The sequence below is a fragment of the Streptomyces sp. NBC_00234 genome (assembly GCF_036195325.1).
Lineage (GTDB): Bacteria > Actinomycetota > Actinomycetes > Streptomycetales > Streptomycetaceae > Streptomyces.
Genome location: NZ_CP108101.1, coordinates 3,814,604 through 3,839,107, shown reverse-complemented (window position 1 = coordinate 3,839,107; position 24,504 = coordinate 3,814,604). Strand labels below are relative to the sequence as shown.

Genomic DNA, 24,504 nt, shown 5'->3' with positions numbered 1-24,504 from the left:
CGCCCCCGGACCCTCTCAGGTCAGGATGTCCCGGCGGCGCAGTCCCGCCAGGCCCGCGGCCACCAGCGCCGCGGCTCCCAGCGTCATCAGGAGCACCGGGGTCCAGGCCATCTCCGTGCCCGGCAGCTTCGGCAGGTGGCCGAACGGGGACAGGTTCATCACCGGCCGGGGCAGGTCGAGCGCCGGGCCGATCCAGCCGATCAGCAGACACGCCCCGACCACACCCCAGGCCGCGGGCGCGACCTTGGGAAGGAGCCCGTACAGCAGCACCGCGAGGCCGCCGAGGAGCCAGATCGCGGGCACCTGGACCAGGGCCGCGCCGAGCACCGCGCCGAACTCTTCGCCGTAGCCGACGGCCAGTCCGAGGCCGCCCGCCAGCATGACGACGACCGTCCCGCCGAAGGCGAACACCAGGTGGCCGGCCGCCCAGCGCAGCCGTCCCAGCCGGTTCGCGAGGAGCGGTTCGGCGCGCTGCGAGGTCTCCTCGCCGTGGAGGCGGAGGACCGACGCCACCGCGTACAGCGCGGCCATCATCCCCAGCATCCCGGTCATCGCGGCCAGGAACGCCTGGGTCATGGCCTCCTGGCCGCCCATCCGCGCGAAGATCTCCCGGGCCTGTTCGTTGTCACCGACCAGATCGGCCGCGCCCTCGGCCATGCCGCCGAAGACGACGCCCGCGACGGCGAAGCCCGCGGTCCAGCCGGCCAGGGTGCCGCGCTGCAGCCGGCGGGCCAGAGCGCCCGCCGTGGCGAGCGCGCCCTCGGCCGGTCCCGGCCGGGCCGGGAGGAAGCCCATGCCGATGTCGCGGCGTCCGGCCAGGGTGTACGCCACCGCGCCCTGGGCGACGATCGCCGTGACGGAGAGCAGCGGCACCCACCAGCGTTCGCCCGCGTACGGCCGCACGTTCTCGGCCCAGCCGATCGGTGAGAGCCAGGTCAGGGCGGAGGAGCCGTCCGAACCGGAGTCACCGGCCGCCCGCAGCAGGAAGGCGAGGCCGACGACCGCGCCCGCCATCCCCTTGGCGAGCCGGGCGCTCTCGGTGAGCTGCGCGACGATCGCCGCCGCCGTGGCGAAGACCATCCCGGTCGCGCCGATCGCGAGCCCGAGCGCCAGTGCTCCCGTGCCGCCCTGCCCCGCGAGGCCGACCGTGACGAACAGCGCGACCAGTCCGTTGGCCACGAGCGCGGTGAGCAGCGCCGAGGTCAGCGGGGCGCGTCGCCCCACCATCGCCGAGGAGAGCATCTCCTGACGGCCCGTCTCCTCTTCCTCCCGGGTGTGCCGGACGACGATGACCAGGCTCATCACGGCGGCCAGCGTGGCGGCGACGACGGCGAACCGCCAGGCCACCAGGGCGCCGACGGAGTCGCCGAAGACCGGTCCGTACAGGGCGCGCAACGAACTGTTGGCGGCCAGCGACCGGGCGGCCTCGGCCCGGTCGGCCGGAGTGTCGTACAGCGTCTCGATGGACGAGCCGCCGCTGACGACGATCAGGGTGATTACAAGGACCCAGACCGGGAGCACGACGCGGTCCCGGCGCAGGGCGAGCCTGAACAGCGGGCTCGTTCCGGTGAGTTGCCCGGCGCCGCCGGAGCCCCGTACCGCGAGGTCCGCGGTCATCGCGCGATCGCCTCTTCCGTCGCCGTGGACGCGGTGTCCTGGTAGTGGCGGAGGAAGAGTTCCTCCAGGGTGGGCGGGGTGCTGGTCAGCGTCCGGACGCCGGAGGCGGTGAGCGAGCGCAGTACGGCGTCGAGCTTGTCCGTGTCGACCTGGAGCCGTACGCGCCTGCCCCGCACGTCCAGGTCGTGGACGCCGGGCAGTCCGGCGAGCCCGTCGGGCTCCGTGGCCAGTTCCGCGGTGACGCTCGTACGGGTCAGATGGCGCAGGTCCGCGAGGGATCCCGTCTCGACGGTGACGCCCTTGCGGATGATGCTGACCCGGTCGCAGAGGGTCTCGATCTCGCTCAGGATGTGCGAGGAGAGCAGCACCGTCTGTCCGCGCTCACGGGCCGCCTCCCGTACGCACTCCGTGAAGACCTCCTCCATGAGCGGGTCGAGCCCGGAGGTCGGCTCGTCGAGGATCAGCAGGTCGACGTCGACGTCGGCGGCGAGTGCGGCGACGAGGGCGACCTTCTGTCGGTTGCCCTTGGAGTAGGTGCGCCCCTTCTTGGTGGGGTCCAGCTCGAACCGCTCGACGAGGTCGGCGCGCCGCTGCCGGTCGAGGCCGCCGCCGCGCAGCCGCCCGTAGAGGTCGATGACCTCGCCGCCCGAGAGGTTGCGCCACAGGGTGACGTCACCGGGGACGTACGCGATGCGCCGGTGCACCTCCACCGCGTCGTCCCAGGGGTCCCGGCCGAGGACCTGCGCGGCGCCGGAGTCGGCCCGCAGCAGCCCCAGCAGGACCCGGATGGTGGTGGACTTCCCGGAGCCGTTGGGCCCGAGGAAGCCGTGGACCTCACCGGTCTCGACGTTCAGGTCGAGGCCGTCCAGCGCATGTGTCCGCCCGAACGACTTGTGCAGTCCGGCCACGGTGATCGCCTTCGTCATGTTTCAGAACGTACGCTACTTTCACAAAGTTGTGAAGTTAAGGAAGCGTATAAAATCCAGAGCGTGATCGAGTGCGGGGGCGATGGGGAGACGATGAGGCGATGACCAGCGAAACCGGTGAATCCAGCGCGGACGGGCGCGACGACGAGGCCGTGTCGCGGTTCGTCGAGCGGTTCGCGGCCGACATGACCGAGGCGGGCATGCAGCGCATGGCCTCGCGCGTCTTCGCGGCGCTCCTCGCGGACGACGACGGCTCGATGACCTCGGCCGAGCTCGCGCTGGCCCTGCAGATCAGCCCGGCCGCCGTCTCCGGCGCGGTCAGCTACCTGACCCAGGTCAGCATGGTGAGCAGGGAGCGCGAGCCGGGCTCCCGCCGCGACCGCTACCGCCTGCACAACGAGATCTGGTACACCACCTTCGCGAGCCGGGACCGCGTGCTCACCCGCTGGGAGGAGACCCTCAAGGAGGGCGCCCGCACCCTCGGCGAGGACACCCCTGCCGGGGTCCGGCTCGCCGAGACCGCGGCCTTCTTCGAGTTCGTGCAGTCGGAGCTCGTGGGAATGATGGACCGCTGGCGCGCCCACCGCGCGTCCCTGGACGCCTGAACGGGACGCCCTACTCCGCGCTCGCCGGAAGTATCAGCGACCACGCCCCGGCCCGCACCGTCCACGTCCGGGTGCGGACCGGTCCGGTGACGTTTATGTCGGCCAGGTAGCGGAAGTCGGCGCCGGAGACCGTGACGGCCTTCGCCTCCCTGGACTCCGTACGGCCCGGTGCGGTGTGGATCACCACGTCGGCCAGGCCGCCGTCGCCCTGCGCGGTCACCGAGACGCCCGTGACGGGGCGGTCCAGGTCGTTGAGCAGGACTCCGTCCGCCTCCACGCGCAGGCGGTGCGTACGCGGCGGCGTGTGGGCCCCGGCCGGGGCGGGGCGGACCAGTGAGGCCACCAGTGAGCGGCAGGTGTCCCAGACCGCCGTGACGCCCGTGTGCGAGGTCCCGGAGGACGGGGGCGGGGCGGGGATGCGCAGCGTGCCGAGGACGACGCCGTCGCTGTCGTCGACCAGCAGGTCCAGCCGGCGGACCGTGCCGTCGAGCGCCGAACGGGCGGCGGCCACCGCGCCCCGGGGCACGCCGAGGGCATGGGCGAGTTCCAGGGCGGGGGCGGCGCCCACCGGGACCAGGGCGAGGGCGCCTTCGGAGAGCTCGCGCTCCCGGTGGAGGTGGGCCACGGCGCGCAGCAGCGACCGGTCGTCACCGACGACCACCGGCCGTCTCCCGCCCCGCCTGGACAGGGCCCGGACGAACTCCTCCGGCGTGTCCGGAAGGCAGATCTTGGCGTGCGAGCCGGCGCTCAGCACGTCCTTCGCGATACGGACGGACTCGCCGTCGGTCCGGCGGGCAACCGGGTCGATGAGCACCAGAAGCTGGTGGTCGCCGTCGCCGGGGGGCTCTGCAGCCGACACCTCGGTCCTTCCTCGGGTAGCATCTTGGTGCAAGAGCCCCTTGCGCTATTGCGCCAGGGGCTTCGTCTATTCCGGGGCACCCGGTTCGACGGCTCAGGCTTTGCCGTACATCGTCGTACGGCAGGTACACCTTTACGTACGCCCCCTGACCTTGGACATGCCCCGCCCGGAAGGGGTGTACGCCTGTGCCCGCACTTGTGCTGCTCGGTGCTCAGTGGGGTGACGAGGGCAAGGGGAAGGCCACCGACCTCCTCGGTGGATCCGTGGACTATGTAGTGCGCTACCAGGGCGGCAACAATGCCGGCCACACGGTCGTCGTGGGCGACCAGAAGTACGCACTGCATCTCCTCCCCTCCGGAATCCTGTCGCCGGGGTGTACCCCGGTCATCGGTAACGGTGTCGTGGTCGACCCGGCCGTGCTGTTCTCCGAGCTGAACGGTCTGAACGAGCGAGGCGTCGACACGTCCAAGCTTCTGATCAGCGGTAACGCTCATTTGATCACTCCGTACAACGTCACCGTCGACAAGGTGACGGAACGCTTCCTCGGCTCCCGCAAGATCGGTACCACCGGTCGCGGGATCGGACCGACGTACGCGGACAAGATCAACCGCGTCGGCATCCGGGTCCAGGACCTCTACGACGAGTCGATCCTCGTCCAGAAGGTCGAAGCGGCCCTCGACTTCAAGAACCAGATCCTCGCCAAGCTCTACAACCGGCGCGCGATCGAATCCGCGAAGATCGTCGAAGAGCTGCTCACCTACGCGGACCGGCTCAAGCCGTACGTCTCCGACACGACGCTGATCCTGAACAACGCCATCGACGAGGGCAAGGTCGTCCTCTTCGAGGGTGGCCAGGGAACGCTGCTCGACGTCGACCACGGCACGTACCCCTTCGTCACCTCGTCGAACCCGACCGCGGGCGGCGCCTGCACCGGTTCCGGCGTGGGCCCGACGAAGATCAGCCGGGTCATCGGCATCCTCAAGGCGTACACCACGCGCGTCGGCGCCGGACCGTTCCCGACGGAACTGCTCGACGAGGACGGCGAGGCGCTGCGCCGCATCGGTGGCGAGCGCGGTGTCACCACCGGCCGTGACCGTCGCTGCGGCTGGTTCGACGCCCCGATCGCGCGCTACGCGACCCGGGTCAACGGTCTCACCGACTTCTTCCTGACGAAGCTGGACGTGCTGACCGGCTGGGAGCAGATCCCGGTGTGCGTCGCGTACGAGATCGACGGCAAGCGCGTCGAGGAGCTCCCGTACAACCAGACCGACTTCCACCACGCGAAGCCGATCTACGAGATGCTGCCGGGCTGGTCCGAGGACATCACGAAGGCCAAGACCTTCGACGACCTGCCGAAGAACGCGCAGGGCTACGTGAAGGCGCTCGAAGAGATGTCGGGCGCTCCGATCTCGGCGATCGGTGTCGGCCCCGGCCGTACCGAGACGATCGAGATCAACTCCTTCCTCTAGACCGGAAGCCGCGGGAGGGCCGGGACGCATGCGTCCCGGCCCTCCCGCGTTTCCCGGCGTCCTCAGTCCGCGCCGCAGATCCGCAGGCCCTTGGGGGTCGCGCACGGCAGATGTCCGTGGGTCCGGATGACGTCCTGGCCGCTGCCCCGGCTGAGATAGCCGAGGAAGCTGGAGGCCAGCGAGTCCGCGGGCGGCTGGCCGTAGCTGTAGGCGTACTCGATCTCGCGGTACGGGTAGTCGCTGCTCCCGATCGTGTCCACGGACGGGGCGGTGCCGTCGATCGCGAGCTGGTGCAGTCCGTTCAGCGGGGTTCCGGCGCGCAGTTCGCTGTAGCCGATGGCTCCGGGGAGCCTGGCCACGGTGGACAGCACCTGTTCGGTGCTGTCGAGTTCGCAGCGGGTGACCGCGGCCTGCGCGTCGTCCTTGGTGGCGCAGTCGCGGGAGGACTGCGCGGGCTCGTTGCGGCCCAGTACGCGCCGCTGGAAGACCTCGCGGGTGCCGGAGTTGGCGTCGCGGCTCACCAGCAGGACCTTCAGGTCGGGACCGCCGAGGGCCTTCCAGTTACGGATGTCGCCCCGGTAGATCCTCCGGATGTCCTCCAGGGAGAGGTCGCGCACCTGCACCCGGTCGTTGAGGACGAGGGAGAAGAGCGAGACCGCGACCCGGGTCTCGCGCAGCTGCGGATAGCCGTCCGGCTTCGGTCCGTCGGAGAGGGCGACCAGGGCGGGGGCGCCGGAGCTCGCCTCCTTGGCGCCCTGATCGGCGAGCTGCCGTATGCCGGCGTTGGAACCGTGCGCGTCCACATGGATGGTGGAGCCCTCGCACTCCTTCTCGTACTTCTCCGCCAGTTCGCGTACGACCGGGGCGAACGCGGTGGAGCCGGTGACCGTCAGCTCGCCCCCGGCGCAGCCGATCGGCGGCGGGCTGTCGTCCCGTACGAGGATGATCGAGGCGAGCGTGACGACGCAGACGGTGAGGGCCACGGTGATCAGCCGGGCGGCCCGGCCGAAGAGGGGCGGCTTCTCGTCGGGGCGTGCGGCCTTGTTCGGCGCCACCACACCGTCCCGGATGCCGCCGGTGACGGTGATGGGGCTGCCCACGTTCGCGCCGGTGAGCAGGACGAGCAGCTTGAAGTGCTCGTTGCGGTTGAGCGGTACGCGGGGCAGCCGGATCAGCGGCCCGCTGTGCCGCATCCCGCCCGCCGGGGTGAAGTGCTCCATCAGGTGGTCGGCGTTCGGTGACTGCGTGACCGCGATCCCGCGCACGGTGCGGCCGGTGAACTCGACGGTCAGGCCGTGCAGTTCGCGGCCGGTGTAGTCGCTGTCGGCGATGGACTGCGAGCCGTCGTTCTCGACGCGCAGCAGGACGAGCGTGGCGTCGGCCATGTCCGGTGTCTCGTTGAAGAGTCCGAGCCGCACGTTGGCCCGCCCCTGGCTGACGTCGCTGCCTATCGGAGTGTCCATCTGGACCCGGTAGCCGATGCGTTTGCGGCGGGGCACCCGGCGCTCGTACCAGAGCACCCCGACGGAGGCCAGGACGCCCAGTACGGCGGTGAGGACGGCCACGACGTTCTCGGCGCTGAACCACTCCACGGCTTTCTCGCACTCCCCCCGACGCGCACGGGCGTGCGCCTGGCGCGGCCATCATTTCGCGCCACCGTACGTGCGCGGTAAGGGAGTTGGGAGGCGCGGAGAGGTCCCGTCGACTGAAGTTCGCCGGTTGTTCGCCGGGGTATCCGCCAACCTTGGTCTAGACCTTGACAGGTACAGACCATTCCGCTTGAGTGTCGGGCACCCCCCATGGCGGCGCACGGGCAGCCGTTGCGCCGCACCGAAGGAGTGATCACATTGATCAGACGCGTCCTGAGTCTGCTGACCGCGCTGGGCGCGGTCGTCGCGACGATCGTCATCCTCCCCGCCACGACGGCCGCCGCGGCCACCTGCGCCCCGGCCTGGAACGCCTCGTCCGTCTACACCGGAGGCGGCACCGCCTCCTACAACGGGCACAACTGGTCCGCGAAGTGGTGGACCCAGAACGAGACCCCGGGCACCGCCGACGTCTGGGCCGACAGCGGCACCTGCGGCGGTACGGACCCGGGCGAGCCCAACCCCTCCGGCTTCGTCGTCAGCGAGGCGCAGTTCAACCAGATGTTCCCGAGCCGGAGTTCCTTCTACACCTACAGCGGACTGACCGCGGCCCTGAGCGCCTACCCGGCCTTCGCCAACACCGGCAGCGACACGGTCAAGCGCCAGGAGGCGGCGGCGTTCCTCGCCAACGTCAGCCATGAGACCGGCGGGCTCGTCCACGTCGTCGAGCAGAACCAGGCCAACTACCCCCACTACTGCGACAGCAGCCAGCCCTACGGCTGCCCGGCCGGCCAGGCCGCGTACTACGGCCGCGGCCCGATCCAGCTCAGCTGGAACTTCAACTACAAGGCGGCGGGCGACGCCCTCGGCATCGACCTCCTCGGCAACCCGTACCTGGTGGAGCAGAACGCCTCCGTGGCCTGGAAGACCGGCCTCTGGTACTGGAACACCCAGAACGGCCCCGGCACCATGACGGCCCACAACGCCATGGTCAACGGCGCCGGATTCGGCGAGACGATCCGCTCGATCAACGGCAGCCTGGAGTGCAACGGCGGCAACCCCGCCCAGGTCCAGAGCCGTATCGACAAGTACCGGGCCTTCACCCAGATCCTCGGCACCACCACCGGCTCGAACCTGAGCTGCTGACCGACGGCCCCCACCCGGACGGGGGGTGCGCCCGGCTCAGGCCGGGGCGCGCCCCCCGCTCCGGTGTCCGGACCCGCACCTACACCAGCGGCGGCTTCACGGACATCAGCAGATGCTGGTGCGTGGTCCCCGCCGGGACCGGATCGCCCGTGATCATCGCGCGCTGGCCCGGCCCCAGCAGGTGCAGCCGGACCACCGGCTCCTCGAAGGAGGCCAACGCGTCCATCAGGTACGAGGGGTTGAACGCCACCGTCATCCCGTCGGCGCCCTCCAGCGTGGCGGGCAGCCGCTGCGCGGCCACGTCGTCCTCGTATCCCGCCTGGAGCAGCACCGTGCCGTCGGCGGCCGAGAAGGTCAGCTGGACCGGGCTGTCCCCGTCCGCCACCACCGACACCCGCTTGACGGCCTCCACCAGCCCCGCCCGGTCGGTCACCGCGAGCGCCGGGTCCGCCATCGCGAACAGCTTGTCGTGGCGCGGCAGCCGGCCGTCCAGCAGACGCACCGTCGTCCGCATCCCCGCGTGCTCGAAGCCGGCGGAGCCGGAGTCCAGGGCGACGCTGACGAGGCCGGAGCGGCCCAGCGAGCGGGCGATCTCGGTCAGTCGGCGGGCCGACACCACGACATCGGCGGTGACACCGGGCTCCGCCGCCTTCCAGGGCAGGGTGCGCACCGCGAAGCGGTACCGGTCGGTGGCCGCCAGCGTCATCGTCGTCCCGTCGAGGGCGAGCCGGATACCGGTGAGCGTGGGCAGGGTGTCGTCCCGCCCCGCCGCCACCGTCACATGGGCGACCGCGGCGGCGAACTCGGCGGCCTCCACGGCCCCGCGGACCTCCGGCAGCACGGGCAGGGCCGGGTAGTCGTCCAGCGGCAGCACCGAGAGACCGAAGCGGGCGCCGTCCCCCGTGACCGCGAAACGCGAGCCCTCCACCGCACATTCGACGGCGCCCTCGGGCAGCACCTTGCAGATGTCGAGGAGCCTGCGCCCCATCACCAGCACCCGGCCGGGCCGCAGAATCTCCGCTTCCACGTCGATGCGGGCCGAAGCCTCGAAGTCGAGCCCGGAGATGCGCAGTCGGCCGTCCTCGGCCGAGAGGAGCAGCCCGCCCAGGACGGGTACGGGCGACCGGGTGGGCAGCACCCGGGCGGCCCAGGCGACGGCATCGGTCAGTGCACCACGTTCAATGCGGAACTCCATGGTGGGGTTTCTCCTCATCGGTCACCGGAGTGCCGACGCTAGGGGACGCCACTGACAATTCCCCTGCTGCCACCGGACGGGAGCCGACGACTGCGACCACCCCCGTGGGCCGCCGCCGCCGCGCTCCCTCCGATGCCCCCTGCGTGCCCGGCTTCCCCCGAAGGCCGGGACACGTTCGGACTCTAGGGGTCCGCCCGGCGGACGGGGAGCTTCACTTCGCCCTCCGTCGCGCTCGCGGGGTATCAGTTCGCACAGTCGAACCGGTACGCTTCGCTCCGATTTCAGTGGAACGGACAGCCGGACGGGGGACCTGGTGCACGCGCCGGAGCGGGCCGAGAACGTACTGCGGATGCACCGCCTGGCCCGCGCCGGCGGGACGGCGGAGCTGCTGCGGTGGCTCGCCCTGCGTGCGGAGGGCTGGGCCGGTCTCCTCGACTCCGACGGCACGGTGCTGCACGCCGCGGCCACGCCGCAGGCGGGGTTGCTCCCGGACGTGCTCCGGGAGGCCGCCGCGCTGGCGGCCGAGGGCGTGGGGGTGCTGAGGGACCGGGGCGCTCGCGCGTACTCCTTCGACAAGGACACGTACACCGGCCTGTTGTTCCCCCTCGACGGACCGCCGGGCACGTCCGTCCCCGTCCTCGCCGTCCTCGCGCCCCGGCCCCTGCCCGCCGGGCTGGCCACGCTGCTGGCCGACGTGATGATGCCCCTGACCCTGTGCTGGGAGTCCGAGACCGTCGAACGCAAGCGCCGCCGCGTCGACCTCGCCGAGTCCCGGGGGCGGGAAGCGGTCCTGCACCTCCTGATGACGGGTCAGTTGTCCATCGCGCACCAGGTGGCGGGAGCGCTGCGGCCGAGGCTGCCCGACCCGGTGCAGGTGTGCGTGGTCGAGTGCTCGGGCGGGAGCCGCGACGAGGTGGCGCGGGTCTGCTCGGACGTCTCGGGCGGCCGGTCGTGGATCGTGCGGTGTCCCGTGTACGCACGGCATCTGATCCTCGTGATGCCCGCGGGGGAGAAGGCGGAAGGCACTCCGCTGGACCTGGCCGTCGCCGCTCTCGTGGACGACTCGGTCGTCGGGATCAGCGAGGAGGTACCGCTGTCCGACACCGCGACCGGATACCGGCAGGCGTTCCACGCACTCGCCGTGGCCCGCGGACTCCCCAGCCGTCATTCCTGCTTCGGCCTCTCGCCGGAACCAGCCCTGGTCGTCGGCAGCGCGGGTACCCGGTGGGCCGACGCCCTGCTCGGCCCGCTGCTGGCCTACCGGCCGAGGCGTTCCCAGGACCCGGGCAGCCAGGAACTGGCGGCGACCCTCGGCTCCTGGCTCGCGTTCTCCTCCGGTGCCACACAGCACCTGAAGATCCACCGCAACACGCTGACCGCCCGGCTGCGGCTGATCGGCGACCTGCTCGGCCTGGATCTGGACCGGCTCGCCGACCAGGCGGCACTCGACCTGGCCCTCCGCGTCAGGGCGACACCCGCCCGGCACCGGCCCGCGCACCCCGGCGACCCGGCTCCCGGGGATGCCCCGGACCTCGACGGGCTGCTGGCCGGCCCCGCCCTCCAGGCGTGGGCGGCGGAGCAGATGCGTGCGCTGGACCCGGCCGGCGCGACGGCGGAGGCGACCCTGCGCACCTGGCTCGCGTGCGAGGGCCGCCTCGGTCCCACGGCGGCGGAACTGGGCATCTCCGTGCCGGGTGCCCGCAAGCGGCTCACCCGGCTCGAAGCGGCGCTCCAGCGCTCACTGCTCAGGACCCCGAGCGCCCGCTACGACCTGTGGCTGGCGTTCCGGGCCGCGGATCTCACTTCGTGAAGATGAAGTACTTCCAGCTGCCGTGCGTGGTGCTGTTCACGCTGTCGCCGGAGGACCCGTTCACGTACGAGGAACGCACGCGCATCTTGTAACCGGTGTCGTGGGTGCCGTTCAGCGTGATGGAGGTCCGGCCGCTGGTGGAGAGCTTGAAGTAGTCCCAGCCCACGTCGTACCAGGTGCCCTTGTAGTAGAGCTCCAGGGACAGCTTGTGCGAGCGGCCCTTGTAGTAGCTCATGGTCGTGTTGAAGACCGGGTCGGTCGACTTGTGGAAGTACGCGTACGACCTGGTGCCGATCTTCGCGTTCTTGTATTCCTTGGTGACGGAGGTCGACACCTTCACCCTGGCGTACGCGGTCGACTTCACGGACTTCGGCGCGTAGCGCGAGTCGCCCCGGAACACGGCGGTGACGGCCGTGTCCCGCTTCATGTCGACGACGACGGACAGATTGCCGCTGGAGTTGACCGTGCCCGTGCGGACCAGCTTCTTCGGCTTGTCGGAACCGAAGGGGTCCACCCACAGCTCGACCACACGGTTCTTGTACGTCGTGCCGAGGTGCGCCGTGAACGTGACGTCCTTGCCGTACGAGTAGACCGACTTGTTGCGGTTCAGCGTCAGACCGGTGGCGGCCCGGGAGACGGCGACGGAGTCGTATCCGGAGGACGCGGAGTGCGTGGCGTCACCCGCGTACGCCACCTTGTACGTCACCTTGCCGCCCGCGGGCGGGGAGTTGGTGAACGAGAAGGTGCCGTCCGTGCGCAGGGCGACCGAGCTCGGCGACGTGCCCTTCGGTGACTCCATGTCGACGCGGGTCACCGCGATCCTGGCACCGACCGGGAACGGCGTGTTCGAGTCGACCTTGCCGGTGACGGTGAGCTGCTTGGCGCGGGTCGCCGTCGCCGGGGCGTTCACCGTGACGGTGGTGGCCGACTTGGTGGGCTCGGTCAGGACGCGGAGGGAGAACTGGCCCCGGCTGTTGCCCGACACGGCGAACAGCCGGCTGCCGCCCGGCTCCCAGGCCAGGCCGCCCTGGGCCAGGGTGTCCGCACCACTGCTGTCCCCGGTGTTGGGGAAGTCGTACTGCCTGACCGGCGTCGAGGCGCCGGGCTTGAAGACGTGCACGTCCGGGTCGTACCAGGAGTCGCTTCCCGCCGCGACCGTGCCGTCGGCCGCGATGGCAACACCGTTGGCGTAGTGCTCGGTGGGGTAGGACCCCACCTCCGCGAGGTCCGTGGTCTGCCGGACGAAGTGGCGGTCGGCCACGTTGGCCGTGACGAGGTGAGTGCCGTCCGGGGTCAGCGCGAGGTCCTTGGTGCTGCCGTACGAGTCGGCCGTGAAGGCGGTGCGGACGGCCGTGCCGGTGGCGACGTCGAAGATCCCGAGCAGGCCCGAGGACGTGGTCTCGTCCCCGGCTGCCAGGGTGTTCGGAGCGCCGGGTGTGGCAGCGAGCTCCGGGGCTCCGCGCCAGCCGCTCGCGTCGTCCTGGCCCAGGACCACCACGGGCTCGGGACCGGACAGGTCCAGCGAGCCGAGGTTGCCCTTGTCCTCGAAGCCGTATCCGAACCAGACCTTGCCGCCCGCGAGCGCGAGGGATTCCGGATCCGTCCCCTCGCCGGTCGCGTACCGGGCGGTCCGTGTGACCGTCTGCGTCTCGATGGAGACGATGGAGTCGTCGCCCGGGACCGCCGCGTACACCTGCCCCGAATCGGCGGACAGGGCCAGCCCGTCCACACCCGGCAGTCCGGTCAGGGTGGCCAGGACCCGGCCCGCGTAGTCGGTGGCGACGAGCGTGCCGCTGTACGGGTCGCTGATGAAGATCTTCTGGTGGACGCCGTCCACCACGATGTCCCCCGCCGTCATGATCGGCAGGATCGCGCTGCTGTCGGCGGCGGCCGGACTCGCGGCACCGCCGGCCAGAACGACTGAACTGAAGAGGACCGCGAGCGCTGTCGCGGTCGAAATTCTGCGCGTACGCACAGTGTCTGTTACCCCCACGGTAAGTGGGCCGCGTGGCACCCGGAGATGAGAGAGGGGTGCGGCCCGGATCGCAGGGTATGGCATGGCGCGGACAGTGGCCGCGGAATATGCGTCCCGGGGGGACGGGGTGGTGCCCCGTCAGCTCCAGGCCGCGTAGACGACGACGTTCCTGCCGTTGTCGTTCGCCCCGACGCATACGTCGCGCCAGTCCAGCAGCCAGCCGCTGGGGCGGCAGGTTTCCTTCTGGAGGTCCAGTGTCCGGATGATCTCCGGGCGGGTCAGGCCGTCCTCGCTGGCGACCTCCACCAGGCGGTAACAGCCGCCGGACCCGCAACCGGTGCCTTCGGAGACCATGGTGATGCCGGGCGGGAGCGCGGGTACGGCCCTCGCCGGCGGGGCGTCCGAGCCTTCGCTGAGCATCACGGCGTACAGCAGGCCGACCACGAGAGTGAGGGCGAACTGCACGCCCAGGAAGCCGATGGCGCCGTTGCGGCGCGGAATCCACTCCGGCGGAGGGGTGTTCTCGTGCCGGCGCTCCAGACCCGCGCCGCAGGCGACGAGCAGGGGAGCGAGGGCCGTGTACACGAGATGCGCGTCGGCCCGGGGGGCGTCGATCCAGCCCTGCTGGACGCCGATCAGCAGGCCCGCTCCGGCCAGGAGCGCGCCGCCGATCGCGAAGCCGATGCCGCGGGTGCGGGCGATCGTCATCCAGACGACGGCCGGGGCGACGGCGAAGAGTATCCCCAGGATGGTCAGCATGTACCGGGGGACGTGCGGCCCGGGGTCCCGGTTCCGTACGACCGGCCACGGGCCCGGCCGGAGCCGTTCAACCGGACCGGGGCGCCGACGTCTCCCCGGCCGCGCCGCCCACCGCGTCCACCGCCGCCGACAGCCGCTCCAGCACCCGTACCGTCTCCGCGAACCCCTCCGCCCCCAGCTCCTTCGCGAGCCGCGCGGCGAACTCCGCGTGGCCGGGGCCGATCCGGGACACCGCCGCCCGGCCCTCCTCCGTCGGGCGGAGCAGTTTCGCGCGGCGGTGGGCGGGATTCTGCACGTACTCCGCCAGCCCCTTCCCGACCAGCAGATCCGCGATCCGCTGCACGCTCTGCCGCGTGATCCCCATGGCCCGCGCGATCCCGGACACCGGCAGCGGCTCGCGCAGTACCGCCCCGAGCACCTGCCACCACGCCGCGGTGAGCCCGGCGGGCCGGGCCAACTCCTCGGACACCGCGAGGAACTGGCCGTTCAGCCGGAACACCCCGAGTGCCGTCCGGGTCAGCCGCTCCTGGTCGTCGGCGGAGCCGCTCATCCCGCCAACACCTCGTACGCACTCGCGTCGGAGTCGTGGAACAGCCGGTACCAGGCATCCAGCTTCTCCGCCTCGTACACCCCCAGCAGCCCGAACACCTCCCGCGCGAACGCCACCGGTTCGGTCGGCCCGGCCGTGACGAGGCCGCCGTCCGTCACCGCGTCCGCGTCGACGTACCGCGCACCCCCCGCATACCCCGTGGCCGCCAGGTAGAAGGAGACGGCGCTCGTGTGCGCCCGGTCGTCGAGCAGGCCCTCGCGTGCGAGTCCGGCCGTCGCCCCGCAGATCGCCGCGACCGGCACCCCCGCGTCGAGGAACGCGCGGGCCGTGCGGGCGAAGGGCGCCAGCTCCTCGCCGGTGTCCCAGAGGTTCGCCCCGGTCAGGAGGAGCAGTGCGCTGTCCTCGGGCCGCAGCTCGTCGAGGGCCAGATCGGGCTGGACGCGTACCCCGCCCATGGTGGTGACGGGTTCCGTCGTGAGCCCGACGGTCCGCACCGTGAAGCCGTTCTGCGTGAGATGGGCGGTGGTGTGCCCGGTCTCCCAGTCGGCGAAGGTGTCGTAGACGGCCAGATGAACGGTCGTGCGGGTCATGGCGACCTCCAGGACTCGAAACGCGGGACCTTCACTGCATGCGCTATGACAGTAGGCTGTCATGAAGGCAGCATGCTGTCAATCGCATGGGAGGTCGGTACGGGACCCGCCACGCGGTACGGGACCCGTACCGACCGCACGGGACCCGCCACCGGACCCGACACCCTGCCGAACCGAACGCCACACTCCATACAAGGTGGCCATGGAGCACGCCCTCACCAGGACCTACGCTCGCGGCATGACCCCTCATGCCCCGTATGTCGACTCCGCGGCCGGAGCGGCCGTGAAGGCCGCCGACCGCGCGCACGTGTTCCACTCCTGGTCCGCCCAGGGCCTGATCGACCCGCTCGCCGTCGCCGGCGCCGAGGGGGCGTATTTCTGGGACTACGACGGCAACCGCTACCTGGACTTCACCAGCGGCCTCGTCTACACGAACATCGGCTACCAGCACCCCACCGTCGTCGCCGCGATCCAGGAGCAGGCCGGCAAGCTCGCCACCTTCGCCCCCGCCTTCGCGATCGAGGCGCGCTCCGAGGCCGCACGCCTCATCGCCGAGCGCACCCCGGGCGACCTGGACAAGATCTTCTTCACCAACGGCGGCGCCGAGGCCGTCGAGAACGCCGTCCGCATGGCCCGGCTGCACACCGGCCGTACGAAGGTGCTCTCCGCGTACCGCTCGTACCACGGCGCCACCTCCACCGCGATCAACCTCACCGGTGACCCGCGCCGCTGGCCGTCCGACAACGGCTCGGCCGGCGTCGTCCGCTTCTGGGCGCCGTTCCTCTACCGCTCGCCGTTCTACGCCGAGACCGAGGCCGAGGAGTGCGCCCGCGCGCTCCAGCACCTGGAGGACACCCTCGCCTTCGAGGGCCCGTCCACCATCGCGGCGATCATCCTGGAGACGATCCCCGGCACGGCGGGCATCATGACGCCGCCGCCCGGCTACCTCGCGGGCGTCCGCGCGCTCTGCGACCGGTACGGCATCGTCTTCGTCCTCGACGAGGTCATGGCCGGTTTCGGCCGTACGGGCAAGTGGTTCGCCGCCGACCACTACGACGTCGTCCCCGACCTGATGACCTTCGCCAAGGGCGTCAACTCCGGTTACGTCCCGCTCGGCGGAGTCGCGATCAACGCCGAGATCGCCGCCACCTTCGAGACCCGCCCCTACCCGGGCGGACTGACCTACTCCGGTCACCCGCTGGCCTGCGCGGCGGCCGTCGCCACCATCAAGGTGATGGAGGACGAGAAGGTCATCGAGAACGCCGCCCACATCGGTGAGAACGTCCTCGGCCCGGGCCTGCGCGAGCTGGCCGAGCGCCACCCCTCCGTCGGCGAGGTCCGTGGCCTCGGCGCGTTCTGGGCGCTGGACCTGGTCCGCAACAGGGAGACCCGCGAACCCCTGGTCCCGTACAACGCCGCGGGCGCGGACAACGCCCCCATGGCGGCCTTCGGCGCGGCGGCGAAGAAGAACGGCCTCTGGCCCTTCATCAACATGAACCGCACCCACGCCGTGCCCGCCTGCAACGTCACCGAGGCGGAGGCGAAGGAGGGTCTGGCGGCCCTGGACGCGGCCCTCTCGGTCGCCGACGAGCACACCGCGTAACGAGTTCCGCACCACGCCCCCTCCCTCTACGGTGTCACCTGCCCGGATCCGGGCAGCCGCGCCTGGCTTAAGGTGACCGAAAGTCGAGAAGGGGAGGGGGCGCCATGCGCGCGAGCGGAGGCGTGACCCGCAATACGCTGCGGCAGCAGATCGCGGACGCACTGCGTGACGAGGTGCTGGCAGGGCGCTTGCAGCCGGGCCGGGAGTTCACCGTCAAGCAGATCGCGGAGCAGTACGGGGTCTCCGCGACCCCGGTGCGCGAGGCGCTCTTCGACCTCGCGGCGCAGGGCCTCCTCGAATCGGACCAGCACCGCGGTTTCCATGTGCGCCAGTTCGGCGTGGCCGACTACCGGTCGATGGTGGAAGCCCGCGCGCTCGTGATCGACGGGGTGTTCCGCGGCGTCTTCCAGGGGCCGCAGCCGGCCCGCGCCCGCCTCGCCCCGTACCGCGACACGCTCGTCTCCGTACGCCGACGGGCGGAGGAAGCCGCACGGGCGGCCCGCTCCGGCGACCTCGACATACTGATCGGCTACGACCTGCGCTTCTGGCGTGAGCTCGGCACGATCGTCGCCAACACCTACATCACCGACTTCCTGCACCGCCTGCGGGTCCAGGCGTGGGTGTTCGCCGTGCCGTACCTGCGCGGGGACGCCGACGTACTGGACTGGCTGTGGAGCGGCCACCAGGAACTGGTGGAGGCGATCATGGACGCGGACGCGGACGCCGTACGCGCGGTGCTCGACGCGTACAACGAGCACGGCCTGAAGTGGGCGGACCGGCTCGCGGCCGGGGACCCGGCGCACCCGGGTCACGGTGCGGGGACGGCAGGACCGGCGGAATAGTCGGGAGGTGCTCTGTGCGGGACGTTCCGTCCGCATTACGCTGTCCCGACCATCGCACGAACCCGTTGGAGAGCGAGCATTCGTGGCCTGTGACCTGTGGCTGGTCCCCCTCGTCGACGTGCTGTGCCACAGCCCCGACAACCCGTTCGCCGAAGAGATCGCCTCCTACGACAAGGCGTTGGGCGACGCGGGACTGCCGCCCGTCCCCGTCTACGCCTACATGCCGGGCCTCACCGGGGACGTCGCCCCGGTCGCGGGGTTCGACTACGACGCGCTGCACTTCCTGCGCCGCGCCTACCTCCTCCAGCTGAGCGGTCTCGCCGTGACTCCCGTCGACGAACTGGGCGGGGACTACGAGCAGTTGCTGGAGATGTTCGAGCAGAGTGCGCAGCAGTCGCACCTGGTCTGGCACTACGACCACGCGGGGGCGTACGTCCCGGTGGACTTCTCCGCCCCGCTCACCAACGACGAACTGCTGGAGGGCGGCGGCCCGTTGGGCTCCTCGCACGGTCTGCTGCGGGAGCTGGAGTTCGTGGGCCCGTCGATCGGCATCGACCCGGCCAACCCGCCGGCCGCCCCGCTCCCGCCCATCGGTCCGACCACGCTGGAGGAGCCGGCCGGTCCGATGCGCCCCGACGACAACCCGTTCGCCCGCGAACGCCACGTCTGGCTGGGCCTGCACGCGGCGGCGACGAGAAGCCTTGCCCAAGGCTCCATGATCATCTTCAGCTGACCGCCGCGCCCGTGCCGGGGCCGTCCCGGGATGGCCCCGGTAACCCCGTCCGCCCTACCGCGGCGGCTCCGGCGGCCTCTGCCGAGGCATGTTCGGCCGGGCGACGGTCGGCAGCGCGAACCGCCCGAGCGATCCCCCCGGCTCCGCCCGCCCCGCACCCCCCGGCACCATCGACTGCATCCCCAGCGGAGCGGGCCCGGCCCGGAACTCCACCATCCAGTCCGCGGTCTCGGACCGTACGAGCTCCGTGACGTCCTCGGAGAACCGCCGCAGCACCCCGAGGCACCGCTCCGCGGCCTCGCTCGCCGTGCCCTCGGTCGGCCCCAGCACCTCCCGGACGCACTCGGACGCCCAGTCGAACTGGAGCACCTGGAGCCGCCGCTGCACGGCCTGCGCGGTGGCGAGATTCCTTATCCATCCGGAGGTCAGTCCGAAGTACCGGTCGCACGCCACGCACGCGGCACCCAGCAGCAGCGACAGATAGCCCCAGCCCGCCGCCCCGTCCAGCGCGCCCGTCAGATCGAGCAGCGGCAGCGCCGCCCCGGCGACCGCCCCGGCCGCCGTACCCAGCCGCAGCGCCCGCGCGGCGCGGCGCTTGCGGAGGCGGTCGTGCAGATACCAGTCCGCGGTGCGCAGGGCACCGTCCTCGACCCAGCGGTAGAGCTCGTCGAGACGTTCGGCGGGCTCGCCCCAGTCTCCGAGCGGGAAGGCCCGGACCGTGAGGTCCCTGGGCGCCCCCATCTCCGGAGTTGAAACGGAGCGCTCAGTTCCGGTTTCTCCACCGGTTCCCTCGCCGGACTCCTTGCGGGGCGGCCCCTCGGGCTGCATCTCCGGCTGACTCACCGGGGCACTCCTCTGCACTCTGCGTAGGAACGACGTGGGTTCTCTGGGTGGCTCCGGGTAACTCTGCGTTACCGCTGAGGCGCCTGGGTGTACTGATACGCATGCCCTTCCTACCGCCGAATGGTGGGCCGCGGAGTCGAAATCGCAGGATTCCTGCGTGCGCACGGCCTGTGATCAGGTATAGGAGGGTGAATACCGCATTCCAAATCTCACCCGAAAGAGTTGGTCCCCGGCGAGTGGGGCGCGGCGACCGGTGAGCACGTAGGCTCGGCATACCGAAACATTTGTCGTCGAAATGCCAGGAGTGACCGTGATTCCCGGTGGTGGTCAGCCGAATATGCAGCAGCTGCTCCAGCAGGCCCAGAAGATGCAGCAGGACCTTGCCGCGGCCCAGGAGGAACTGGCCAGGACCGAGGTCGACGGACAGGCGGGCGGCGGCCTCGTGAAGGCCACGGTCACCGGCTCCGGCGAGCTCCGCGCCCTGGTGATCGACCCCAAGGCCGTGGACGCGGAGGACACCGAGACGCTCGCCGACCTCGTCGTGGCCGCCGTCCAGGCAGCGAACGAGAACGCGCAGGCGCTCCAGCAGCAGAAGCTGGGCCCGCTCGCGCAGGGTCTCGGCGGTATGCCCGGTCTCCCCTTCTGACCCGGACCGAGACCTACTGATACCCAGGCGTACCAACTACGGTACGAGCAGAGCAGCACAGCAGGAGAGAGGCGTTCCGTGTACGAAGGCGTTGTTCAGGACCTCATCGACGAACTGGGCAGGCTGCCCGGCGTCGGTCCCAAGAGCGCGCAGCGGATCGCCTTTCACATCCTGCAGGCCGAGCCCACCGACGTACGCCGCCTCGCCCATGCCCTCCTGGAGGTCAAGGACAAGGTCCGGTTCTGTTCGGTGTGCGGCAACGTCGCGCAGCAGGAGCAGTGCAACATCTGCCGGGACACCCGCCGCGATCTGACGGTCATCTGCGTGGTCGAGGAGCCCAAGGACGTCGTCGCGATCGAGCGGACCCGCGAGTTCCGGGGCCGATACCACGTCCTCGGCGGCGCGATCAGCCCGATCGAGGGCGTCGGTCCCGACGATCTGCGTATCCGCGAGCTGCTGGCCCGGCTCGCGGACGGCTCCATCACGGAGCTGATCCTGGCGACGGACCCCAACCTGGAGGGCGAGGCCACCGCGACGTACCTGGCGCGGATGGTCAAGCCGATGGGCCTGAGGGTGACCCGGCTGGCCAGCGGCCTGCCCGTGGGCGGCGACCTCGAGTACGCGGACGAGGTCACCCTGGGCCGCGCGTTCGAAGGCAGGCGACTCCTGGATGTCTGACACCTGCGCTGTGCTTCTCAGGCCCCGATCACCGTTCGAGACCGTGCCTACGGGAGGTCCCCTCGATGTCTGACGCCACGCTGAACTCCGTCACGCAGGACCCGGACGACTTCGCCGTCCAGATCGCGGACCAGATCAAGACGTTCATCGTCGCGGTCACCGAGGTGTCCAAGGTCGAGGAGCCCGAAGAGGCCGTCCCCGTACTGCTCCTCCAGGTCTCGCAGCTCCTGCTGGCCGGCGGCAGGCTGGGTGCGTACGAGGACGTCCTGCCCGACGAGCGCTACGAGCCGGACCTCGGTCCCGAGCCGGACGCGGACGGCCTGCGCGAACGCTTCGCGGCCCTCCTCGAACCGATCGACGTCTACTCCGAGGTCTTCGACCCGTACGAGCCCCGCAAGGCCCCGGTCCCGCACCGCATCTCCGACGACCTGGCCGACCTGGTCACGGACCTCGGCCACGGCCTGGCCCACTACGAGGCGGGCCGCACCGCCGAGGCGCTGTGGTGGTGGCAGTTCTCGTACTTCTCCAACTGGGGCTCCACGGCCTCCGCGACCCTGCGCGCCCTCCAGTCCCTCATCGCCCACATCCGCCTGAACCAGCCCCTCGAAGAACTCGACGGCCTGGACACGGACCAGGACCCGGGCGACGAGGACCTGGCCGAGGAAGCCGGCCGCGTCATGGTCCAGGAGATCGCGGGGCCGCTGGGGCTGCGGCCGGTGAAGTAGCCCGGCCCGCGGGCTCCCGTACAGCTGAAGGGCGAGATCGGTGACGCGCGCGTCTGTGACCGCGTGGTGACGGCCGATGAGGTCGGTAACCGACGGACCCCGTGAAACCGCCGGGGTGGTGCCCACACGGGCACCACCCCGGCGTTCGTCATTCGGTGGCCGTCCCCACCACGTGCTGCGGCGCGATCCGGATCACGATGCGGATCACCTCCGGCGGGAGCGACAGGAAGTCCTCGCCGGCTCCCGGTCCCTCGTACTCCTCCGCGAGGCGGACGGCGAGTGCCCGGCCGGGGTCGGCGGCGACCGTGGCCACGCCGCGGATCTCGACGTACTGGAGCGGGTCCTTCGGGTCGTACACGGTCAGGCTGACGCGCGGGTCGCGGCGCACGTTCCGGTCCTTGCGGCGGCCCTCCGCGGTGGAGATCAGGATGTCGTCGTGGTCCCGGGTGATCCACACCACCGATGTCTGCGGACTTCCGTCGGCGTTCACGGTGGCGAGGACGGCGGGAATGGGCTCGTCCAGGAGCCTTCGAACGGCGTCGTTCCAAGTGACTGGCATGAACATGAGCCTACTCAGGGGACGTTGCCGTGCCGAGACGCCGCCGACGGGCGCGGGAGTGCGCCGCAGCACCTGAGATCCGGTACACATCGACCTATCGTGGAAGTGATCCCGTTTCTTGCGCGGAAAGGGGGCCGCACGTGAGCTCACCGGACAGCGGCCCGGGGCAGGTGTGAGCCCTCGTCGGTGTGGGCTGGGACACAAAGGGGCGTGGCCCGGCGTTCGGCGGGCAGCAACCTCGTACGGGCAGTTCGGGTCGACACGCCGGACCACGTGGTGGGCGGGACATCTCACCATCTGGTAAGGACGAGGCGATTCCGGGCTGCTCGTTAAACTGAGCCGACCGCACTATTGAATTGAGCGAGGAGCGCACGTGGGCCTTGTCGTGCAGAAGTACGGAGGCTCCTCCGTAGCCGATGCCGAGGGCATCAAGCGCGTCGCCAAGCGAGTCGTCGATGCCAAGAAGAACGGCAACCAGGTGGTTGTCGTGGTGTCAGCGATGGGCGACACGACGGACGAGTTGATCGATCTCGCCGAGCAGGTTTCCCCGATTCCTGCCGGGCGTGAGTTCGACATGCTGCTGACCGCGGGAGAGCGGATCTCCATGGCGCTGCTGGCCATGGCGATCAAAAACCTGGGCCACGAGGCCCAGTCGTTCACGGGCAGTCAGGCCGGCGTCATCACCGACTCGGTTCACAACAAAGCGCGGATCATCGATGTCACGCCGGGCCGGATTCGTACCGCGCTCGACGAGGGCAACATCGCGATCGTCGCCGGGTTCCAGGGCGTGTCCCAGGACAAGAAGGACATCACCACCCTCGGCCGCGGTGGATCCGACACCACCGCCGTCGCACTCGCGGCGGCGCTGGACGCCGAGGTCTGTGAGATCTACACCGATGTGGACGGTGTCTTCACCGCCGACCCGCGGGTCGTGAAGAAGGCCCGGAAGATCGACTGGATCTCCTCCGAGGACATGCTGGAGCTGGCCGCGTCCGGCTCCAAGGTGCTCCTGCACCGCTGCGTCGAGTACGCACGCCGTTACAACATTCCGATCCACGTCCGCTCGTCCTTCTCCGGACTGCGCGGCACCTGGGTCAGCAACGAGCCGCAAGGGGACCAGCAGGTGGAGCACGCGATCATCTCCGGAGTCGCCCACGACGTCTCGGAGGCCAAGGTCACGGTCGTCGGCGTGCCCGACAAGCCGGGCGAGGCCGCCGCGATCTTCCGCACCATCGCGAACGCGGAAGTCAACATCGACATGGTGGTGCAGAACGTCTCCGCCGCGTCGACGGGTCTGACGGACATCTCCTTCACGCTCCCGAAGTCCGAGGGCCGCAAGGCCATCGACGCCCTGGAGCGGCAGAAGGGCGCGATCGGCTTCGACTCGCTGCGCTACGACGACCAGATCGCCAAGATCTCCCTGGTCGGCGCGGGTATGAAGACCAACCCCGGCGTCACGGCCCTCTTCTTCGAGGCCCTCTCCGACGCGGGTGTGAACATCGAGCTCATCTCGACATCCGAGATCCGCATCTCGGTGGTCACCCGCGCCGACGACGTCAACGAGGCAGTGCGCGCCGTGCACACCGCCTTCGGACTCGACAGCGACTCCGACGAGGCCGTGGTCTACGGAGGCACCGGACGATGACGCACAGCCGCCCTTCGCTCGCGGTCGTCGGTGCGACCGGGGTGATCGGCGGCGTCATGCTCCAGATCCTCTCGCAGCACGCGGATGTCTGGGGCGACGTGAAGCTGATCTCCTCGCCGCGCTCGGCCGGCCGCAAGCTGGTCGTCCGCGGTGAGGAGACCGAGGTCCTCGCCCTCACCGAGGACGTGTTCGACGACGTCGACGTGGCCCTCTTCCTGGTGCCGGACGAGGTGTCCGCCCAGTGGGGGCCGGTCGCCGCGTCCAAGGGCACCGTGGTCATCGACGACTCGGCGGCCTTCCGCAGGGACGACGACGTGCCGCTGGTCGTTCCCGAGATCAACCCCCATGCCGCCCGGCTCCGGCCGCGCGGCATCGTCGCGTCCCCGCACGCCACGACCCTGTCGCTGATCGTCGCCGTCGGCGCCCTGCACGCCGAGTTCGGGCTCCAGGAGCTGATCGTCTCCTCGTACCAGGCGGTGAGCGGCGCGGGCCGCGAGGGCGTCGCGGCGCTGCGCGAGGAACTGTCGCTGGTGGCCGGTACGGAGCTCGGCACGCACCCCGGGGACGTACGACGTGCCCTCGGGGACGGCGAGGCGAGCCCCTTCGCCGCGCCCGTGGCGCTGAACGTCGTGCCGTGGGCGGGTGTCGATGCCGGAAACGGCTGGTCGTCCGAGGAGCTCGCGATCCGCGAGGAGTGCCGGAAGGTCCTGGACCTGCCGGGTCTGCGGGTCGCCGCGACCTGTGTGTACGTCCCCGTCGTCGCGACGCACTCGATGTCGGTCCACGCGCGCTTCGAGAACGAGGTCACCGTCGACCGCGCCCACGAGATCCTGGCGACCGCCCCCGGGGTCGTGCTCTTCGACAGCCCGGCCGCCGGTGACTTCCCCACCCCGTCCGATGTAGTGGGCACGGATCCGACCTGGGTCGGGCGCGTGCGGCAGTCGATGGACGATCCCCGCGCCCTCGACATGTTCGTCTGCGGCGACAACCTCCGAAAAGGTGCGGCACTGAACGTCGCCCAGATCGCCGAGTCGGTGGCGGCCGAATTTCCCCGGACCTGATCGCGCGGGTTTTGTAGGATCTGTGCGTTCCTTGTGAGCAAGTAGCGGGTCTGAACCTCTTGAGCTGGGACATTGCCGTATC

General features: G+C 70.7%; 23 protein-coding genes. 12 read left to right on the top strand and 11 right to left on the bottom strand.

Annotation, left to right across the window (positions count from 1 at the left end):
• Nucleotides 1-15: 15 nt before the first annotated feature.
• On the bottom strand, nucleotides 16-1,617 hold the full coding sequence (locus OG230_RS16625) for an ABC transporter permease (protein WP_328911002.1): 1,602 nt from the start codon (nucleotides 1,615-1,617) through the stop codon (nucleotides 16-18).
• Entirely contained in the window at nucleotides 1,614-2,543 is a 930-nt protein-coding gene (locus tag OG230_RS16620; RefSeq protein ID WP_328911001.1) for an ABC transporter ATP-binding protein, read from the bottom strand. Before OG230_RS16620 ends, OG230_RS16625 begins: the two co-directional genes overlap by 4 nt.
• A gap of 101 nt (nucleotides 2,544-2,644) precedes the next feature.
• Here OG230_RS16620 and OG230_RS16615 point away from each other — a divergent pair, with 101 nt between their 5' ends.
• Nucleotides 2,645-3,148: a GbsR/MarR family transcriptional regulator gene (locus OG230_RS16615; protein ID WP_328911000.1), complete on the top strand. Its 504-nt coding sequence runs from the start codon at nucleotides 2,645-2,647 to the stop codon at nucleotides 3,146-3,148.
• 10 nt (nucleotides 3,149-3,158) lie between these two features.
• Here OG230_RS16615 and OG230_RS16610 read toward each other — a convergent pair whose 3' ends face one another.
• Complete coding sequence (locus OG230_RS16610; protein WP_328910999.1) at nucleotides 3,159-4,007, bottom strand: diacylglycerol kinase; 849 nt, start codon at nucleotides 4,005-4,007, stop codon at nucleotides 3,159-3,161.
• Nucleotides 4,008-4,192: 185 nt separating this feature from the next.
• On the opposite strand from OG230_RS16610, the gene OG230_RS16605 reads away from it, so the two are divergent.
• Nucleotides 4,193-5,476 (top strand): adenylosuccinate synthase, encoded by a 1,284-nt coding sequence (locus OG230_RS16605; protein ID WP_328910998.1) that lies wholly within the window; start codon nucleotides 4,193-4,195, stop codon nucleotides 5,474-5,476.
• A gap of 62 nt (nucleotides 5,477-5,538) precedes the next feature.
• Here the strand turns inward: OG230_RS16605 and OG230_RS16600 are convergent, their stop codons facing one another.
• Nucleotides 5,539-7,068, bottom strand: coding sequence for a substrate-binding domain-containing protein (locus OG230_RS16600; protein WP_328910997.1), 1,530 nt, complete (start codon nucleotides 7,066-7,068; stop codon nucleotides 5,539-5,541).
• Nucleotides 7,069-7,323: 255 nt separating this feature from the next.
• On the opposite strand from OG230_RS16600, the gene OG230_RS16595 reads away from it, so the two are divergent.
• Nucleotides 7,324-8,208 (top strand): glycoside hydrolase family 19 protein, encoded by an 885-nt coding sequence (locus OG230_RS16595; protein ID WP_328910996.1) that lies wholly within the window; start codon nucleotides 7,324-7,326, stop codon nucleotides 8,206-8,208.
• A gap of 79 nt (nucleotides 8,209-8,287) precedes the next feature.
• Here the strand turns inward: OG230_RS16595 and dnaN are convergent, their stop codons facing one another.
• Nucleotides 8,288-9,403: a DNA polymerase III subunit beta gene (gene dnaN / locus OG230_RS16590; RefSeq protein WP_328910995.1), complete on the bottom strand. Its 1,116-nt coding sequence runs from the start codon at nucleotides 9,401-9,403 to the stop codon at nucleotides 8,288-8,290.
• A gap of 349 nt (nucleotides 9,404-9,752) precedes the next feature.
• Between dnaN and OG230_RS16585 the strand changes: the two genes are divergently transcribed.
• Entirely contained in the window at nucleotides 9,753-11,213 is a 1,461-nt protein-coding gene (locus tag OG230_RS16585; RefSeq protein ID WP_328911424.1) for a helix-turn-helix domain-containing protein, read from the top strand.
• On the opposite strand, the gene OG230_RS16580 is transcribed toward OG230_RS16585, so the two are convergent.
• From OG230_RS16580 to OG230_RS16565, 4 genes are all read right to left on the bottom strand, one after another.
• Nucleotides 11,203-13,188 carry an Ig-like domain repeat protein gene (locus OG230_RS16580; RefSeq protein WP_328910994.1) on the bottom strand — a complete coding sequence of 662 codons (1,986 nt, stop codon included), beginning with the start codon at nucleotides 13,186-13,188 and terminating at the stop codon, nucleotides 11,203-11,205. The genes OG230_RS16585 and OG230_RS16580 overlap by 11 nt on opposite strands.
• A gap of 138 nt (nucleotides 13,189-13,326) precedes the next feature.
• Entirely contained in the window at nucleotides 13,327-13,947 is a 621-nt protein-coding gene (locus tag OG230_RS16575; protein ID WP_328910993.1) for a hypothetical protein, read from the bottom strand.
• 67 nt (nucleotides 13,948-14,014) lie between these two features.
• Nucleotides 14,015-14,497 (bottom strand): MarR family winged helix-turn-helix transcriptional regulator, encoded by a 483-nt coding sequence (locus tag OG230_RS16570; protein ID WP_328910992.1) that lies wholly within the window; start codon nucleotides 14,495-14,497, stop codon nucleotides 14,015-14,017.
• Nucleotides 14,494-15,087: a type 1 glutamine amidotransferase family protein gene (locus tag OG230_RS16565; RefSeq protein ID WP_328910991.1), complete on the bottom strand. Its 594-nt coding sequence runs from the start codon at nucleotides 15,085-15,087 to the stop codon at nucleotides 14,494-14,496. The genes OG230_RS16570 and OG230_RS16565 overlap by 4 nt, the downstream gene beginning before the upstream one ends.
• Before the next feature lie 238 nt (nucleotides 15,088-15,325).
• On the opposite strand from OG230_RS16565, the gene OG230_RS16560 reads away from it, so the two are divergent.
• The 3 genes from OG230_RS16560 to OG230_RS16550 all read left to right on the top strand — a co-directional run bounded on the left by OG230_RS16560 (nucleotide 15,326) and on the right by OG230_RS16550 (nucleotide 18,265).
• Nucleotides 15,326-16,690 carry an aspartate aminotransferase family protein gene (locus OG230_RS16560; protein WP_328910990.1) on the top strand — a complete coding sequence of 455 codons (1,365 nt, stop codon included), beginning with the start codon at nucleotides 15,326-15,328 and terminating at the stop codon, nucleotides 16,688-16,690.
• A 104-nt stretch (nucleotides 16,691-16,794) separates the two neighbouring features.
• Nucleotides 16,795-17,532 (top strand): GntR family transcriptional regulator, encoded by a 738-nt coding sequence (locus tag OG230_RS16555; protein ID WP_328910989.1) that lies wholly within the window; start codon nucleotides 16,795-16,797, stop codon nucleotides 17,530-17,532.
• A gap of 82 nt (nucleotides 17,533-17,614) precedes the next feature.
• Complete coding sequence (locus tag OG230_RS16550; RefSeq protein ID WP_328910988.1) at nucleotides 17,615-18,265, top strand: hypothetical protein; 651 nt, start codon at nucleotides 17,615-17,617, stop codon at nucleotides 18,263-18,265.
• A 54-nt stretch (nucleotides 18,266-18,319) separates the two neighbouring features.
• Here OG230_RS16550 and OG230_RS16545 read toward each other — a convergent pair whose 3' ends face one another.
• Entirely contained in the window at nucleotides 18,320-19,108 is a 789-nt protein-coding gene (locus tag OG230_RS16545) for an SLATT domain-containing protein (protein WP_328910987.1), read from the bottom strand.
• A gap of 310 nt (nucleotides 19,109-19,418) precedes the next feature.
• Here OG230_RS16545 and OG230_RS16540 point away from each other — a divergent pair, with 310 nt between their 5' ends.
• The 3 genes from OG230_RS16540 (at nucleotide 19,419) to OG230_RS16530 (ending at nucleotide 21,157) form a co-directional block, all read left to right on the top strand.
• Nucleotides 19,419-19,754, top strand: coding sequence for a YbaB/EbfC family nucleoid-associated protein (locus tag OG230_RS16540; RefSeq protein WP_328911423.1), 336 nt, complete (start codon nucleotides 19,419-19,421; stop codon nucleotides 19,752-19,754).
• 78 nt (nucleotides 19,755-19,832) lie between these two features.
• Nucleotides 19,833-20,432, top strand: coding sequence for a recombination mediator RecR (gene recR, locus OG230_RS16535; RefSeq protein ID WP_328910986.1), 600 nt, complete (start codon nucleotides 19,833-19,835; stop codon nucleotides 20,430-20,432).
• 65 nt (nucleotides 20,433-20,497) lie between these two features.
• On the top strand, nucleotides 20,498-21,157 hold the full coding sequence (locus OG230_RS16530; RefSeq protein ID WP_328910985.1) for a DUF5063 domain-containing protein: 660 nt from the start codon (nucleotides 20,498-20,500) through the stop codon (nucleotides 21,155-21,157).
• A 148-nt stretch (nucleotides 21,158-21,305) separates the two neighbouring features.
• On the opposite strand, the gene OG230_RS16525 is transcribed toward OG230_RS16530, so the two are convergent.
• A complete protein-coding gene (locus tag OG230_RS16525) occupies nucleotides 21,306-21,716 on the bottom strand; it encodes a PPOX class F420-dependent oxidoreductase (protein WP_328910984.1) in 411 nt (136 codons plus the stop codon).
• A gap of 373 nt (nucleotides 21,717-22,089) precedes the next feature.
• Here OG230_RS16525 and OG230_RS16520 point away from each other — a divergent pair, with 373 nt between their 5' ends.
• Nucleotides 22,090-23,361: an aspartate kinase gene (locus tag OG230_RS16520; RefSeq protein ID WP_328910983.1), complete on the top strand. Its 1,272-nt coding sequence runs from the start codon at nucleotides 22,090-22,092 to the stop codon at nucleotides 23,359-23,361.
• Nucleotides 23,358-24,422 carry an aspartate-semialdehyde dehydrogenase gene (locus tag OG230_RS16515; RefSeq protein ID WP_328910982.1) on the top strand — a complete coding sequence of 355 codons (1,065 nt, stop codon included), beginning with the start codon at nucleotides 23,358-23,360 and terminating at the stop codon, nucleotides 24,420-24,422. The genes OG230_RS16520 and OG230_RS16515 overlap by 4 nt, the downstream gene beginning before the upstream one ends.
• Nucleotides 24,423-24,504: the final 82 nt, after the last annotated feature.

Bases quoted from the DNA above. Each gene is read 5' to 3' on its own strand.
- OG230_RS16515 (WP_328910982.1), top strand. From the start codon at position 23,358: ATGACGCACAGCCGCCCTTCGCTCGCGGTCGTCGGTGCGACCGGGGTG.
- OG230_RS16585 (WP_328911424.1), top strand. From the start codon at position 9,753: ATGCACCGCCTGGCCCGCGCCGGCGGGACGGCGGAGCTGCTGCGGTGG.
- OG230_RS16615 (WP_328911000.1), top strand. From the start codon at position 2,645: ATGACCAGCGAAACCGGTGAATCCAGCGCGGACGGGCGCGACGACGAG.
- OG230_RS16555 (WP_328910989.1), top strand. From the start codon at position 16,795: ATGCGCGCGAGCGGAGGCGTGACCCGCAATACGCTGCGGCAGCAGATC.
- OG230_RS16565 (WP_328910991.1), bottom strand. From the start codon at position 15,087: ATGACCCGCACGACCGTTCATCTGGCCGTCTACGACACCTTCGCCGAC.
- OG230_RS16620 (WP_328911001.1), bottom strand. From the start codon at position 2,543: ATGACGAAGGCGATCACCGTGGCCGGACTGCACAAGTCGTTCGGGCGG.
- OG230_RS16530 (WP_328910985.1), top strand. From the start codon at position 20,498: ATGTCTGACGCCACGCTGAACTCCGTCACGCAGGACCCGGACGACTTC.
- OG230_RS16570 (WP_328910992.1), bottom strand. From the start codon at position 14,497: ATGAGCGGCTCCGCCGACGACCAGGAGCGGCTGACCCGGACGGCACTC.
- OG230_RS16625 (WP_328911002.1), bottom strand. From the start codon at position 1,617: ATGACCGCGGACCTCGCGGTACGGGGCTCCGGCGGCGCCGGGCAACTC.
- OG230_RS16560 (WP_328910990.1), top strand. From the start codon at position 15,326: ATGACCCCTCATGCCCCGTATGTCGACTCCGCGGCCGGAGCGGCCGTG.
- OG230_RS16575 (WP_328910993.1), bottom strand. From the start codon at position 13,947: ATGCTGACCATCCTGGGGATACTCTTCGCCGTCGCCCCGGCCGTCGTC.
- dnaN (WP_328910995.1), bottom strand. From the start codon at position 9,403: ATGGAGTTCCGCATTGAACGTGGTGCACTGACCGATGCCGTCGCCTGG.
- OG230_RS16525 (WP_328910984.1), bottom strand. From the start codon at position 21,716: ATGCCAGTCACTTGGAACGACGCCGTTCGAAGGCTCCTGGACGAGCCC.